Below are 14217 nucleotides of genomic sequence, written 5' to 3'. Positions count from 1 at the left end.
GAACATGGACTATCGCCAGCTCGGCAATAGCGGCGCCGTCGTCTCGGCCTATTGCCTCGGCACCATGACTTTTGGACACGAGTCCGACGAAGCTACATCTTTCGCGCTTATGGATGATTATGTCGAGGCCGGCGGCAATTTTATCGATACGGCCGACGTCTACAGCGTCGGCGTGTCAGAGGAAATCATCGGCCGCTGGCTCAAGAGCAAGCCAGGAATAGCCAAGGATCTGGTGATCGCCACCAAGGGTCGTTTCCCCATGGGCGCGGGACCGAACGATCTCGGCCTGTCGCGCAAGCATCTTGGGGCAGCGCTCGATGCCTCGCTCAAGCGCCTGGGCGTCGGGCAGGTTGATCTTTACCAGATGCACGCCTGGGACGCGCTGACGCCGCTGGAGGAGACGCTGCGCTTTCTTGACGACTCGATCCGCAACGGCAAGATCGCCTATTACGGGTTCTCCAACTTCCTGGGTTGGCACCTGACCAAGGCGGCGTGGCTGGCCAAAGCCAATGGCTACGCGCCACCCGTGACGCTGCAACCACAATACAGCCTGCTGGTCCGCGACATCGAACATGAGCTTGTGCCGGCCACGCTCGACGCCGGTATCGGCCTGCTGCCGTGGTCGCCGCTAGGCGGCGGATGGCTCTCAGGCAAATACAAGCGCGACCAGATGCCGGCGGGTGCCACGCGCCTTGGCGAAAATCCCAAACGCGGCATGGAAGCGTTCGCCGCCCGCAACGCCAGGCCGATCACCTGGAACGTCATTGGGGCGGTGGAAGATACCGCAAAAGCGCTTGGGGCGAGCATGGCGCAGGTCGCGCTGGCATGGGTCGCCGCACAGCCAGCGGTCACCTCGGTTATTCTCGGGGCCCGGACACGAGAGCAACTGGCCGACAATCTCGGTGCGGCCAAGCTGACGCTGACGGACGAAACCATTGCCGAACTCAATGTGGCGAGCAAACCGGAAATGTCGGAGTATCCCTATGGAACGGGCGGCATAAGCCAGCGCCACCGCAAGATCGAGGGTGGCCGCTGACTTTGGCGGCACACGAACCGCATCGATAAACATCAAAGGAGGCTCAGCATGTCCGCATCCGATATCCCAGGCAAGCGCATCATCTTCACCGGCGGCACCGGCAAGGCCGGCCGGCATGCTATTCCCTACCTGCTGGAGCGCGGCCACGAGGTGCTCAACCTCGATCTGGTACCGTTCGCCCACCCCGGTGTCAGGACGTTGATCACCGACCTCACCGACAGCGGGCAGGCCTTCAACGCGCTGTCGATGCATTTCGACAGCAGCGGGCTCACCACCGGCAAGGGGCCCGCACCGGTGGATGCTGTCGTGCATTTTGCCGCCATCCCCGCCCTGTTGTTGCGCCCCGACAACGTCACCTTCCAGGCCAATGTCGTTTCGACCTACAATGTCATCGAGGCGGCGACAAAGCTCGGCATCCGCAAGATCATCATCGCCTCGAGCGAAACCACCTATGGTGTCTGCTTCGCGGAAGGGGACAAGGATTACAAGACCTTCCCGCTCGAGGAAGACTATGACGTCGACCCGATGGACAGCTACGGCTTGTCGAAGGTCGTCAACGAGAAGACCGCCCGCGCCTTTGCCATGCGCTCAGGCGCCGATATCTATGCATTGCGCATCGGCAATGTCATCGAGCCGCACGAGTATGAGCGTTTCCCGGCCTTCCTGGCTGATCCACCGTCGCGCAAACGAAATGCCTGGAGCTACATCGACGCGCGCGACCTGGGTCAGATCGTCGATCTTTGCGTCCGCAAGGACGGTCTCGGCTTTCAGGTATTCAATGCCGTCAACGACGAAATCACCGCCAATGAGCCTACGGCGGAATTCCTGCGTAAATGGGCGCCCAATACTCCCCTCTCCCGGGAATTGAAGGCCTCGGAGGCTCCGCTCTCCAATCGCAAGATCCGCGACGTCCTGGGTTTCAAGGAACGTCACAACTGGCGGCAATATGTGTAGCCGATCTGTCCTAATGCATGTCGCCCAAAAGTGACCGGTTTTGGGAAAACGACAGGCATAAAAAACGAGACCTTAAGCGCGTCGCCTGAATCCGTTCAAAATGCGACGCGCTTTAGGCGTTTTGTCCCGGCATTTGAGACTCTGTCGCACATCCGGAGCGACGGCCGCTCGGTCCACGGCGAAGGGCCGTTTGCGATCACATCCGGCGGATGACCCGAGCAGGAAATGATCCGCCGTTTCCAAAATCAGGCAGCGGGTCGCAGATGCGCTGTCCCAGGAGAACTCCGGCTCAACTTCTCCGAACGGCTCGAACTTGAGTTTGCCGGCGCGAGCATTGTCGGTCTCGAGAACAATACCGAATCGACTGGCCCAGCAGCCAGTCGATTCGGTTGAGACGACATTGATACCCGGCAGCGCCAAGCACATACCGTCGTATATGGCCCGCCATCTGAGCAGATAGTCAGCTCAGACCCTCATACAATGGAATGGAAGTGCAGCCCGTCTAAAATAACCGGGAAGAAATCAAAGTGAATCTCTGGTGAACCGACCAATGATCTACGGCGCGCATTTAACGCGTCCCGAAGTTGGTGCGCCGAAGACCAGCACGGCTTGGCGGCGATCTACTGTCCGCACCTCGCCGAAGCACCCAATCTATCTGCGATTGCTGCGGGTCCGTCGGATAGCGCTGCGAGCAGGGAAAGGAATGCGCCATGGAATTACAGGCTCTCGTTACACAGCTGGTATCTGCGGTTCGCGAATTCATCGCGCCGCGCTACAGGCCGGAGTTCCACTATATGCGCGGCCCAGGGCCCGCCTGTGCGCACCGTGCGCAAATCCCGGCCCCTCCCATCCACGACCGGGCAAATCGGCATCTTGGAAGGTCTGCGATTGGGGGGACGCAGCCACGGAGCTACATGGTATGAGGAATACCTTCCGCCTTCCTGCCACGGCCCAGCATCAAGTTTGGCTGGAGGGCAAGCTGGTTGACGTCGGCAGTCCGGTGGCGTTCGACGCCCACGACGCCATGATTGGCCTTCACACCGAGCAATTCAGCCGGGTCTCCAGGGAAATATCCAGCGGCGGAAGGAACTGCCACGAACTCGCCCTCGCCTCTCCCGAGACGCAGAAATGGTGGTTTTCCTCCATCGACAACGCGTATGCGGTGGCCGTCGATCCATTCCACTTCGAGGACTGGCTGGACAGCTTTGGCCTCACCTTGGAGGAAGCGGTAAACATCGACGACAGGGGCCTCGCGGACTTGCTTGCCGGAGTGTCCAGGGCGCCCGCATTTGCAGGACCACGACGGTCGGGATCGGCCTTGAGGGCAGAGTCGATGAACCGCGAATCCTGATGCGTTCGCGGCAGAATTCAGTGCTGCGGGCGGAACCTGTTGTGCGCTCACACGCAAAGGTTTGAGAGCGAGCCGTCGCCGTCCCCGTTATTGTGTTCTGCAACCGCACGGGGCTGGAGAGTTGCTTTCGTTCTCGGCAAAAACCTGTGCGAGGCGACGTTGCCGTTGCAGATCGGCTTGGACAAGGCAGGCTTTGCGAAGCCGACGAAGTCGCAGCCACCGTGACAGACCGGTTCCGCAGTCATGTCGTGCTGGAGACCCGTCCAAGCATAGCTTTGACAATCGAATGACCAGGTACGGGCCGTAGCTTTCGCTGGGATATCAGCCTTCCGTCCGCGCAAAGCTCGCCACTGGGTTCGACCGGGCGTGCTTGTCCTCAGCGACCAAGACCACGTTCGACTTCATAGACGCACCCCATCGGAATCGAATCCGGTCCCCACTGTGCTGTGGGGCCCGGATTCGACGTTGCGGATCACGGACAGTATGGGAAAATAGTGTACCCATACGGGTAACCGCAGTAGCCGTCGCCATAAAAATCACTACCATAGCCGCGGCCTCTGAACCCATGATAGCCACCGCGAAAGCCGCCCATATGGCCGCCACCGACAAAGGCGGCATGGCCGCCGCCGCCAAAGCCCCCACCGTGCCCGCCACCGCCGCCATGACCGCCGCCGCCACCGCGCGCCATCGAGGCCGTCGCCGTGCCAGTCGCCAGCATTGCACCCAGAGCGAGTGTTGCCAATATTGTTGTTGATCTTTTCATAGTAAACTCCTTTCAGTTTGAGGATATCTGACTTTTTTGAAGCCAGCACTGATATGGATATGGGTCATCCTTATTAGTATAATACGTTTGGTCTATGTATATATATATCGTAACTACGGATGTAATTTGTTGATAGCACGGCCGCGCCGATGCATGCGTTTTCACAAGACGAGCAGTCGAGCGGGCCACGAAATTGCCAACCACGGAAACGATCCGGTTGGAGGTGCCAGCGGCATTCCGGCGCGGCGTCGGCGCGTCGTCACACCAAGGTATGAGTCCTTTCAGACCAACACCTTATCCCCGCCTACGCACATACGACGCAGGCCTACCCACGTACGATGGGGTGGGTCATCAGCGAGGAACTACACTCATCTCAAAACAGGAGCCGGTCCCCCGATAATGGGCAGAAGAAGCGAAACCCTGATGGCGAAACCATGTTGATAAACTCGCTCCTTACAGACACTGACCCGATCGCGCTCTCCGAAACCAATCCTACGCGATTGCTGCAAGCTAGCCGGCCACTGGCGGAACATCGGCATGCTGATTTCAGCAACGCGCAAGCCCGGCGCCTCGATCCCCCTGGCACCCTGTTCAAGGGCAGGACATCGACACCACACAGCCGCTTGCCGAATACGGCGTTGCGTGCGCTCGGAGCGGAGAGCGATTGGCAGCCTTCCGATCAAGGACCGAGTTCCCACGCCCGCGGCGTCGGCGGCAGATGCGCGCATGTTGAAGTCGGCATCGAAACGCTTCCCAGGATCTCCATCGGACGCAGGCACGCCGGTGCCCCGAACCCGGACGCGTGTTTGGGAGAGCTCCTCGACACCGTGCAGCGACAGACGCTCCGATATTTCTGGGATTTTGGCCATCCGACCAGCGGCCTCGCGCGCGAGCGGAGCAACGCGACACCGCATGTCGTCACGACCGGCGGTTCAGGCTTCGGCATCATGGCGATCCTTGCCGGCGTCGAGCGCGGGTGGATCGGGTGGCAAGCTGCTCTCGATCGCCTGATTACAATGGTGTGCTTTCTCGGCGAGGCTGAGCGCCACCACGGCGCCTTTCCTCACTGGATGGATGGCGACAGCGGCCGAACCATTCCGTTCAGTCAATGCGACGACGGCGGCGACATCGTTGAGACGGCATATTTGATGGTGGGGTTGCTCTCGGCCCGGCAGTATTTCAGAGGCCCGGAGGCCAAGGAGCGCATCTTGCGCAGCCTGATCGATACGCTTTGGCGGGACGTCGAATGGGACTGGTTCACCCGCGGCTCCGACTCGCTCTTCTGGCATTGGAGCCCAGTGCACGGGTGGGCGATGGACCATATGATCAATGGCTGGAACGAGTGCCTGATCACATTCGTCCTCGCCGCTTCCGCCCCACGCCACCCGATCGATCCGAGTGTTTATCACCGCGGCTGGACGGCAGGCCAGGCCTTTGCCAACGGCCGAAGCTTTGATGGCGTACCGCTCCCTCTCGGACCTGATCGTGGAGGGCCCCTCTTCTTCGCACACTATTCTTTCCTGGGCCTCGACCCCAGGCGGCTTCGGGACTGCTACGCCGACTATTGGCGCCAGAACGTCGCCTTTACGCGCATCAACCAGGCGCATTGCATCCGCAATCCCGAGAAATTCGACGGCTATAGCGCCGAGTGTTGGGGTTTGACCGCGAGCGACAGTGTCCACGGCTACGTTGCGCACGCTCCCGATCGGGACTGCGGCGTGATCGCTCCGACCGGTGCCATTGCCTCCCTTCCCTACGTCCCGGCGGAGAGCGAGCGGGCACTACGCCACTTCGCTTCGCGGGGCGACCGGCTCTGGGGGGAATATGGCTTCAGAGACGCATTCAGTCCGGCAATGGATTGGTACGCGGACTCCTATCTCGCCATCGATCAGGGGCCAATCGTGGTCATGATCGAGAACTACCGGAGCGGGCTCCTGTGGCGCCTGTTCATGAGCTGCCCGGAGACCCGGGCCGGGCTCGCGAGGCTGGGCTTTGCCAGCAGGCGAACGCAGCCGCGGTAATGTCATCAGAAGGATGACGAAGGGCGAGCCGGGACAACATATTCTCTCCGAAACACGACGCACGGCAACGCCGCGGCATCCTGTGGCTTGTCGCGATGGATCCCGACCGCCTCGCCCGCGGTCAGCTTTGCATCTGCATGATCTGATCCATGGGCATCATGTTGTGGTTCATATGTCCCATGATCCAGAGCGAACCGACGATGACCAGCAGAACGATCAGCACACCAAAGGCAAGCGCCAGGACGTTGTTGACGTTGTCGGGGCCGGTGGTGATGTGGAGGAAAAAGACGAGGTGAACGCCCATCTGCGCGATCGCGAGAACGGCCAGTGCGATAGGGATGCTCGGCTCCCAAACCAGCGTGGTGCGCGCGATAAAGAAAGACACCAGGGTGAGCAGCGTCGCAAGCCCTAACCCGATCAGGTAAGTCCCGACATCTTCGGAACCCTCGTATCCGTCGAGGTGCTCGTCCCCCGGCGCGATGTCCTCGTAGTCGGGGCCTTTTTCCTGTTCGATGTGGCTCATTGCGCGACTCCCATCAAATACACCATCGTGAACAATCCGACCCAAATGATATCCAGGGCATGCCAGAACAGGCTGAAGCAAAGCATGCGCCTGAGAATGTCGGGCCGGTATCCCTTGGCGAACACCTGCGCCATCATCGTAAGCAGCCACAGCAAGCCGATGGTCACATGCAGGCCATGGCAGCCGACCAGTGTAAAGAAGGTCGAGAGGAACGCGCTTCGCGTTGGGCCTGCGCCGAGCGCAATCATGCCCGTGAACTCGCGGATTTCGATGCCAACGAATGTAGCCCCCAATATGAAGGTCGCGGCCATCGCGCCGTAGAACCAGAATCCGTTGTGCGTCCGGGCGCCTATGCTTGCGAGGCCGCAGGTGAAGCTTGACAGAAGAAGGCAGGCCGTCTCGATGCCGACATTGCCCACGTTGAACAGCGTCTGCCCGCTCGGCCCGCCGGCCGTCGCATCGACCAGCACCGCGTAGGCGGCGAAGAAGGCTGAGAACATGACGATGTCGCTCAGCAGGAAAATCCAGAAGCCGTAGCCTGCGATGATGCGTTTCGACTCTAGCGCACCCGCCGAATGCCCCGCATTGGGTTGGAGACCCGACGAGCTCCGATGCCGCCCGACACGGTTCGGGAGGTCCTGGCCGACAGTCGCGTCGAACGCGCTCATGACGCCGTCCCCAACAGGGCGAGCGTTTCGCCGCGCGCGCTTCGGTTGGCCCGATCGACGCGCGCGACCGCCTCAGCCGGAATCACATACTCGACTTCATCGCGCCAGGCGAAGACAACGAAGGTTGCGAACGCGCCCAATGCCGCCAGGGCCACGATCCACCAGATGTGCCAGATCAGCGCGAATCCCATGAAGGTGGCGAAGAAGGCGCTGATGAAGCCTGTCGGGCTGTTTCTGGGCATCTCGATATCCGTATAGGCGGGCTCTAAGCTCAACCTGCCCTCTTGGCGCGCGTGCTGCTTGGTGCTCCAGTATGCGTCCTCGCCATCGACGTGCGGAATGACCGCAAAGTTGAAGGCTGGCGGCGGCGAAGATGTCGCCCATTCGAGGGAGCGTCCATTCCAGGGATCGCCGGTCTCGTCGCGAAGGTCCTCACGCCGGCGAATGCTGACGACGAGTTGCGCCATCTGCAGGATTATGCCGGCCAGGATGATGACCGCGCCGCCAGCAGCGAGCAGCAGCCAGGGACGCCATTCGGGGACATCGTAGTGCTGCATGCGGCGCGTCATACCCATGAGGCCCACGACATAAAGCGGCATGAAGGCGACGTAGAAGCCGACGATCCAGCACCAGAACGAGGCCTTGCCGAGTCCTTCGTGCAGCCGGAAGCCGAAGGCTTTCGGAAACCAGTAGGTGTAGCCGGCGAAGGCGCCGAAGAGCACGCCTCCGATGATGACGTTGTGGAAATGAGCCACAAGGAAAAGGCTGTTGTGAAGGACGAAGTCCGCCGGTGGCACCGCCATCAGGACACCGGTCATCCCGCCGATGACGAATGTGACCATGAAGCCGATCGACCACAACATCGGTGGGGGATAGACGACCCGGCCACCATACATCGTGAAGAGCCAGTTGAAGACCTTCACGCCTGTGGGCACCGCGATGATCATCGAAGCGATACCGAAAATCGCGTTGACGTCGGCGCCGGCCCCCATGGTGAAGAAGTGGTGCAACCACACTGTGAAGGAAAGTACGCAAATGGCCATCGTCGCCATGACCATCGACCGGTAGCCGAACAGCGGCTTGCCGGAGAAGGTCGAGATCACTTCCGAAAATATGCCGAAGGCGGGCAGGATCAGGATGTAAACCTCTGGATGTCCCCACGCCCAGATCAGGTTCATGAACATCATCACGTTGCCGCCGGCTTCGTTGGTGAAGAAGTGGAAGCCCAGATAGCGATCCAGCAGCAGCATCGCCAAGGTCGCCGTAAGGATGGGAAATGCCGCGACGATGAGCAGGTTGGAGGCGAGCGTCGTCCAGCAGAACATCGGCATCCGCATCAAGGTCATGCCGGGGGCACGAATTTTCAGAATCGTCGTGACGAAGTTGACACCGGTCAGCAATGTCCCCACCCCCGAGATCTGAAGCGACCAAAGATAGTAGTCGACGCCGACGCCGGGCGAGTAGGCCAGCTCCGACAGCGGCGGATAGGGCAGCCACCCGGTGCGCGCGAACTCGCCCACCACCAGCGAGATATTGACGAGCAAAGCGCCGGTGGCGGTCAGCCAGAAGCTGACCGAATTGAGCGTCGGGAACGCCACGTCACGGATCCCAAGCTGCAGCGGCATGACGAAATTCATCAACCCGATCACGAAGGGCATGGCGACGAAGAAGATCATCAGCGTGCCGTGGGCCGAGAATATCTGGTTGTAGTGCTCGGGCGGCAGGTAGCCTTCGGAGTGGAAAGCCAGTGCCTGTTGCGACCGCATCATGATCGCATCGGCGAAGCCGCGCAGCAGCATGACCATCGCGAGCAGGATGTACATGATCCCGATCCGCTTGTGATCGACGCTGGTGATCCACTCGCGCCAGAGGTATGGCAACCAACCCTTCAGCGTAACCCACGCGAGGACGCCGATGATCATCACGCCCACCAGGGCGGCCGTGACCAGGGGGATCGGCTGGTCGAAGGGAATGGCAGCCCAACTGAGTTTGCCCAACATGCTAGTGCTCCGTCCGGGGAGATACGCTCGGGTTGGGCCGGCCGGTCTGCGGGCCAGGTCCAGGTGGCAGTTGCTGCGTGACGATCTGCTCGAAGAGGTCAGGATCGGCCTCACCGAAGGTGAAAGGAGTGGCGTTCACGCTTTGCCTGGCCAAGGCCGCGTAGCTCTCGGCGTCGAGGCTTGGCCCCGTGCTGCGCGTCGCATCGATCCAGGCAGAGAACTGCTCCGCCGGCACCGCCCGCACGTCGAAATGCATGTCCGAGAAACCATCGCCGCTATAGTGGCTCGAAAGGCCGCGGAAGGTGCCTGGTGCGTCCGCGCGCAGGTTCAGCTGCGTTGTCATGCCATTCATCGTGTAGATCATGCTGCCGAGCTGCGGTACGAAGAACGCGTTCATCACGCTTGCCGACGTCAGCGAGAAATGGATGGGTGTGCCGGCGGGGACCACAAGCTGGTTGACGCTCGCGACACGCTGGTTCGGGTAGATGAAAAGCCATTTCCAATCCAGAGAAACGGCCTGGACCTCCAGCGGCGGTGTGTTCGATGCCAGCGGTTTCGCGGGATCGAGGTCGTGCGATCCGATCCACGCCACGCCGCCCAGGAGCATGATCACAAGGATCGGAATGGCCCAGACGATGAATTCGATGCGGCCCGAATACTCCCAATCCGGCAGGTATGTCGCTTTGGTGTTGGAAGCTCGATACCACCAGGCGAAGGCAAAGGTCGCGGCGATGGTCGGCACCACGATGGCCAGCATGATCGCAAGCGAATCGATCAGGATCGTCTTGTCCGCAATCCCGACCACCCCTTTCGGGTCGAGGACGGCCGGCTGACATGCCGTCAGGACGATCGGCGCCACGACGCCAGCGCAAAGCGCAACCTTGGCGATCGTCGATCGTCGACGCGAAGACCCTTTGCCGTCTCGCAGTCCGTCTGGTTTGGTCACGGCGCGCTCCTCACCATTGTGAGCCCGGCAGGTTGCGTGGGCTCATCAACGTAGCGACGCTACTCGTGGAGCGGGGCGGAGGCTTTGCCGGATTTGCGGCGATTGGTGCTGATTTGCGCTGGAGCATGATCGCGGACCGAAGGTTGCGGCAAGTTGGAGACTCGGAGGGATCAGCGGCAAAAACGGTCGGCCCAAATGGCGATCGAAGCTAACCAATCCTGCCTGGTCGATCCGCGCGATCTCTGCCGCATCTCCCGTCCTCTTCATGTGCCGAGAACCTGTTTGCGGGCAGCGAAGGCGCTCCACCGACATATATAGGCAGAGCGGCTTCGCCGTGTTTTTCAGTCGAAGATTGGCTTGCCGATGCTGTTGGGAAAGATATTGCCGAGGTAGAAGTGGATCTGGGCGCGGACGCCAAGGCCCTCACCCGAGCGCGAGTTGATCGGCACGATCCCCTCCAGCCCGAACTGGAATTGCTTTCCCACCCAGATGACGCCCGGATTGATGGTCCCGGTGGTGAACCCGGCGTCCGGCCCGTCGAGCGGGGTCGTCAGCGCGACTTCCACCAGCGGAACCCACCCCGTGGGATAGCGGTGACCAGTCGACGTATAGTTGTCCTTGAGCATGGTGTATTCCACCGCGAAGCTCCAATTCAGGACGTCAGGGATGGTCGCGCCGGCGGCTGTCGTCTTTTCCGTCGGCAGCGCGACGCCGAGGTTGGCGGTCAGATTGATCGGCTGAAGCCACGACACCGAATCCGGCAGGTCGCCTAGGCCCTTGCCCACGTAAATGGTTGGCGTCAGTGTGGAATACGAGGGAGCCACATCCGACGATCCGGTGCCGCCCAACGACGCCGTACCACCGACCGTGAAGACGAACTGATGCTCGGGATTGGTATAGAGCTGATACTGGGTGCCAAGCACCAGATTTTCGAAGCCCGAAACCGTGCTCCCGTTTGCCCCATCGAGGGTCCGGAAGGTCTCCGTGAAAAACACCGACCAGTCGTTGGTGATAAGCTTGCTGTAGGTGAAGAGAAAGTCGTACTCGCGTGTGCCGGCCGTCTCAGGCAGCGTCACAAAGTGGGGGAAATTGAGGAAGTCGGCCGGAGTCGGAACGACGGTTGCCAAGGTCGAGGGGAAGAAGCGGTCATCGACATAAGCCGCCGATGCTTCCGAACATGCCGCAAACACAAGCATGAAGCCGGGCAAGGCAATTTGCCACGCAGGTTTAACCATTGCAGCGTCCTCCATTTCCATGCACCCAATTCCAACCCGGTCAGATGGATTGGGTGCGAGCGGCAGTCATGACGCCCTGTCATGCCCTGCCTTTTTCCGGTGGAAATTCAGACCGGCACCACAGGCGACTTCACCTTGTTGAAAGCGTTCAAAAGCTGCGCGTCGGCGTGCAAACTCACGCGGACCAACTCCGGCGGCGTGAGAGCCAGCCATTGATTGAGCGAGACGTCGGCGAAGTAGTCGCTCTTGAAAATCTCCAGGAACCGCAGCGTTGTGTCGCCCGTGTTCTCGATGTAGAGCCCCATGCCAAAGGGTATGTAGCCGACATCGTTGGCCTGGAAATCGAATGTGCGGGCCTGGCCAGACGCCCCGAACACGCCCATGCGGGCCTGACCCGAGATATAGTACTGCCATTCGTCCGCGTTCGGATGCCAATGCAGTTCACGCATTCCGCCCGGCTCGACCTCCACGAGCACCGCCGCGATGGTCTTGGAAACCGGAAACACCTTGCTGTCGGTGATCCGCACCGTTCCGTGTTTCATCTTGATCGGAGTCTGCGCCATCATGCGATGGCTGAAGCTCTGCGGCACTTCGACCGCGCCTGCGATCTTGTCCGCACTGAGCGGCCCCGGAACCGGCGCTGGAAAGATGTACATCTGGCTGGGATCTGGAACGTTGGCAAAGCTCGAAGCTGGAACGCCGAAATTCTTGGCGAGCACCTCCGGCGGCGTGTGTTTTATGAAGTCGCTCAACAGGAAGGTGTCGTCCTCATCGAAACCACCATCATCGAACACCAGCAAGAACTCCGTCCCGTCCGGATCAAGGCCCTGGATCGAGTGCGGAATGCCCGGCGGGAAATACCATAAATCGCCAACGCCGACGTCGTTGACGAAATTGCGGCCATTGGCATCGACCGCTGTGATGCGCGCTGTGCCGGAGAGCATGTAGGCCCACTCGGCCGCCTTGTGCCAATGCATCTCACGCACGCTGCCGGCATTCAGACGCATGTTCACGCCGGCGATGGTCGTGGAGATGCCGAGTTCGCGCACCGTGACCTGCCGGGTCCAGCCGCCCGCCGTCAGTCGCATATGGGCATCGTCGAACGAGAACCGCAGGTTCGGCAGCGTGCCACTGTCGGTGGTCGGAGGGACCATCAAGTCCGGGTTCTGGTCAATCCGGGCAGGATTCTTCGGACCGGGGTTGGTGCCGCCGCGGCCGTTGGCCATCGGGTCACCTTTCTGCGCCTGGGCAAGTGTCGTTGCCGTGAGCAGCCCGCCGGCCGCGGTCCCGACCAGCATGCTTCGACGCGACAGCTTGTTGAAGGCGATACCCATGTTGTTTCACTCCTGATGTGGCGGACTTTCGACGGTGTAAATTGGCTGGCCACTATGAACCGGCTCGCGAGAATGAACCGAATGAGCGTGGGTCCCTGTCACACAGCTCACGGTATCGATCGGTGCCGATGAGTTCTTTCGTGTTGACACGTCCTTTGACGAAACTGCACGATTCGCCGCCCATCGGCAGTGCCATGTCGTCGAGCAAGCGGGCGATACGGGCGGAGCCCCGTAAAGGCCTTCCTTGCTTCCTCTGCCGACATCCGGCCCGCGAGAGCCGCGAAGCAGCGGTCTTGGCGCGTTCAGTGCATTGCCGCAGAACTCAGCTGTTCGCCGCAATTTTGAAAAAGTCAGGACCGGCTCGTTGTGAAAAATTGGTAGCGCGCTCACCACAGTAAAAAGAGGGGCGGCACTTCATTCACATGAGCTGACAATGCGAAGCAGATCACTGATTTATCCGCCGTTGGATGAGGGCAGCATCACAAGTGCAACCCGAGGGCGACGGCGGGTGGAGACGGTCTCCAAGAGGAAACGCCATGGACATTGAACCTGGACGTCGCCTCGCGCTCGCCATGATGGGAATCGGTATTGTGGGCGGTGCGGCCGGCCTGGCCGGGGTCGGTGGTGGGATGGAGAGCGCAGCCGGGGCATCCCTGTTGCCGCGCGGAGCAAGTTCGATGAAGGAACTCTCCGCTCGCCTGAGCAGGATACCACGGCGCCGATACTTCAAGATGGTGCCGATGATCCTGTACGATCCGGCGCAATGGGATGACACTGCCCTGTCTGAGGTGATCGCCTACGGTGGCGCGTCAGGGCAGGTCTGGGACAACACCGAGCTCGCAAGCCCGTGGCTGAACCTTATGCGCAATGCGCTGAACTCGCAGGTCTGGTCGTTCAAGCATCCGGATTTCCTCATCGTCTCGGGGACGCACGGCACCGCGCATCTGGCGTTGTTCGGGCAAACGATATGGGAGAAATACCAGCTTGCGAAGCTGACGGACGGCAAGTTCCAGAGCAACACGCTGATCGGGGAACAGACGGGTGCCGCCGCCGACCAGAATGACTACGAGAACCCCCAAGGCGTGTTCTCTCCGAACAACAACTCCATCCCGGCGCTGCAGCGACGCGGCGTGGTCTTCCTCGCCTGCCATAACGCGATATGGGAGCTTGCGGCAAAGCTGATTGCCGGCGGGACGAACCCTGACAAACTGTCCCACGAGGCGCTGGCGGCCGAACTGACCAATCAGCTGATTGACGGTGCGGTGCTCACCCCTGGCATGGTCGGCACCATTCCGGAGCTGCAGCGGGGCGGCTTCCACTACGCAAATTCCGCCTGACGCATTCACAAGCGGCAAGGGCGCCGATCGAAGGCAATCACGAAATACC

Annotated in this window: 12 protein-coding genes; 5 read left to right on the top strand and 7 right to left on the bottom strand. The window is 60.8% G+C overall.

What is annotated here, in order from left to right; all coding sequences use genetic code 11:
- Positions 1 to 4: 4 nt before the first annotated feature.
- The 3 genes from NKH52_RS16145 to NKH52_RS16135 all read left to right on the top strand — a co-directional run bounded on the left by NKH52_RS16145 (position 5) and on the right by NKH52_RS16135 (position 3341).
- Positions 5 to 1036 carry an aldo/keto reductase gene (locus NKH52_RS16145; protein WP_352731948.1) on the top strand — a complete coding sequence of 344 codons (1032 nt, stop codon included), beginning with the start codon at positions 5 to 7 and terminating at the stop codon, positions 1034 to 1036.
- Positions 1037 to 1084: 48 nt separating this feature from the next.
- Positions 1085 to 1990, top strand: a complete 906-nt coding sequence (locus tag NKH52_RS16140) for an NAD-dependent epimerase/dehydratase family protein (RefSeq protein ID WP_352731950.1) — start codon at positions 1085 to 1087, stop codon at positions 1988 to 1990.
- 919 nt (positions 1991 to 2909) lie between these two features.
- Positions 2910 to 3341 (top strand): hypothetical protein, encoded by a 432-nt coding sequence (locus NKH52_RS16135; RefSeq protein ID WP_352731953.1) that lies wholly within the window; start codon positions 2910 to 2912, stop codon positions 3339 to 3341.
- Positions 3342 to 3813: 472 nt separating this feature from the next.
- Here NKH52_RS16135 and NKH52_RS16130 read toward each other — a convergent pair whose 3' ends face one another.
- Positions 3814 to 4104, bottom strand: coding sequence for a hypothetical protein (locus NKH52_RS16130; RefSeq protein WP_352731956.1), 291 nt, complete (start codon positions 4102 to 4104; stop codon positions 3814 to 3816).
- A gap of 434 nt (positions 4105 to 4538) precedes the next feature.
- Here NKH52_RS16130 and NKH52_RS16125 point away from each other — a divergent pair, with 434 nt between their 5' ends.
- Positions 4539 to 6125 carry a glucoamylase family protein gene (locus NKH52_RS16125; protein ID WP_352731958.1) on the top strand — a complete coding sequence of 529 codons (1587 nt, stop codon included), beginning with the start codon at positions 4539 to 4541 and terminating at the stop codon, positions 6123 to 6125.
- 121 nt (positions 6126 to 6246) lie between these two features.
- Here the strand turns inward: NKH52_RS16125 and cyoD are convergent, their stop codons facing one another.
- The 6 genes from cyoD to NKH52_RS16095 form a co-directional block, all read right to left on the bottom strand.
- Positions 6247 to 6648, bottom strand: a complete 402-nt coding sequence (cyoD, locus tag NKH52_RS16120; RefSeq protein WP_352731961.1) for a cytochrome o ubiquinol oxidase subunit IV — start codon at positions 6646 to 6648, stop codon at positions 6247 to 6249.
- Entirely contained in the window at positions 6645 to 7316 is a 672-nt protein-coding gene (locus NKH52_RS16115) for a cytochrome (ubi)quinol oxidase subunit III (protein WP_352731963.1), read from the bottom strand. Before NKH52_RS16115 ends, cyoD begins: the two co-directional genes overlap by 4 nt.
- Positions 7313 to 9316 (bottom strand): cytochrome o ubiquinol oxidase subunit I, encoded by a 2004-nt coding sequence (cyoB, locus tag NKH52_RS16110; RefSeq protein WP_352731965.1) that lies wholly within the window; start codon positions 9314 to 9316, stop codon positions 7313 to 7315. Before cyoB ends, NKH52_RS16115 begins: the two co-directional genes overlap by 4 nt.
- Position 9317: 1 nt before the next feature.
- A complete protein-coding gene (gene cyoA / locus NKH52_RS16105; protein ID WP_352731967.1) occupies positions 9318 to 10262 on the bottom strand; it encodes a ubiquinol oxidase subunit II in 945 nt (314 codons plus the stop codon).
- Between the two features lie 341 nt (positions 10263 to 10603).
- Positions 10604 to 11518, bottom strand: a complete 915-nt coding sequence (locus NKH52_RS16100) for a hypothetical protein (protein WP_352731969.1) — start codon at positions 11516 to 11518, stop codon at positions 10604 to 10606.
- A gap of 86 nt (positions 11519 to 11604) precedes the next feature.
- Positions 11605 to 12831 (bottom strand): cupin domain-containing protein, encoded by a 1227-nt coding sequence (locus NKH52_RS16095; protein ID WP_352731971.1) that lies wholly within the window; start codon positions 12829 to 12831, stop codon positions 11605 to 11607.
- Between the two features lie 536 nt (positions 12832 to 13367).
- On the opposite strand from NKH52_RS16095, the gene tetH reads away from it, so the two are divergent.
- A complete protein-coding gene (tetH, locus tag NKH52_RS16090; protein WP_352731973.1) occupies positions 13368 to 14168 on the top strand; it encodes a thiosulfate dehydrogenase in 801 nt (266 codons plus the stop codon).
- Positions 14169 to 14217 lie beyond the last annotated feature (49 nt).

The sequence above is a fragment of the Mesorhizobium sp. M1066 genome, assembly GCF_040318635.1.
Lineage (GTDB): Bacteria > Pseudomonadota > Alphaproteobacteria > Rhizobiales > Rhizobiaceae > Mesorhizobium.
Note: the sequence above shows the minus strand (reverse complement) of the source record. Positions and strands in the feature narration are given on the sequence as shown.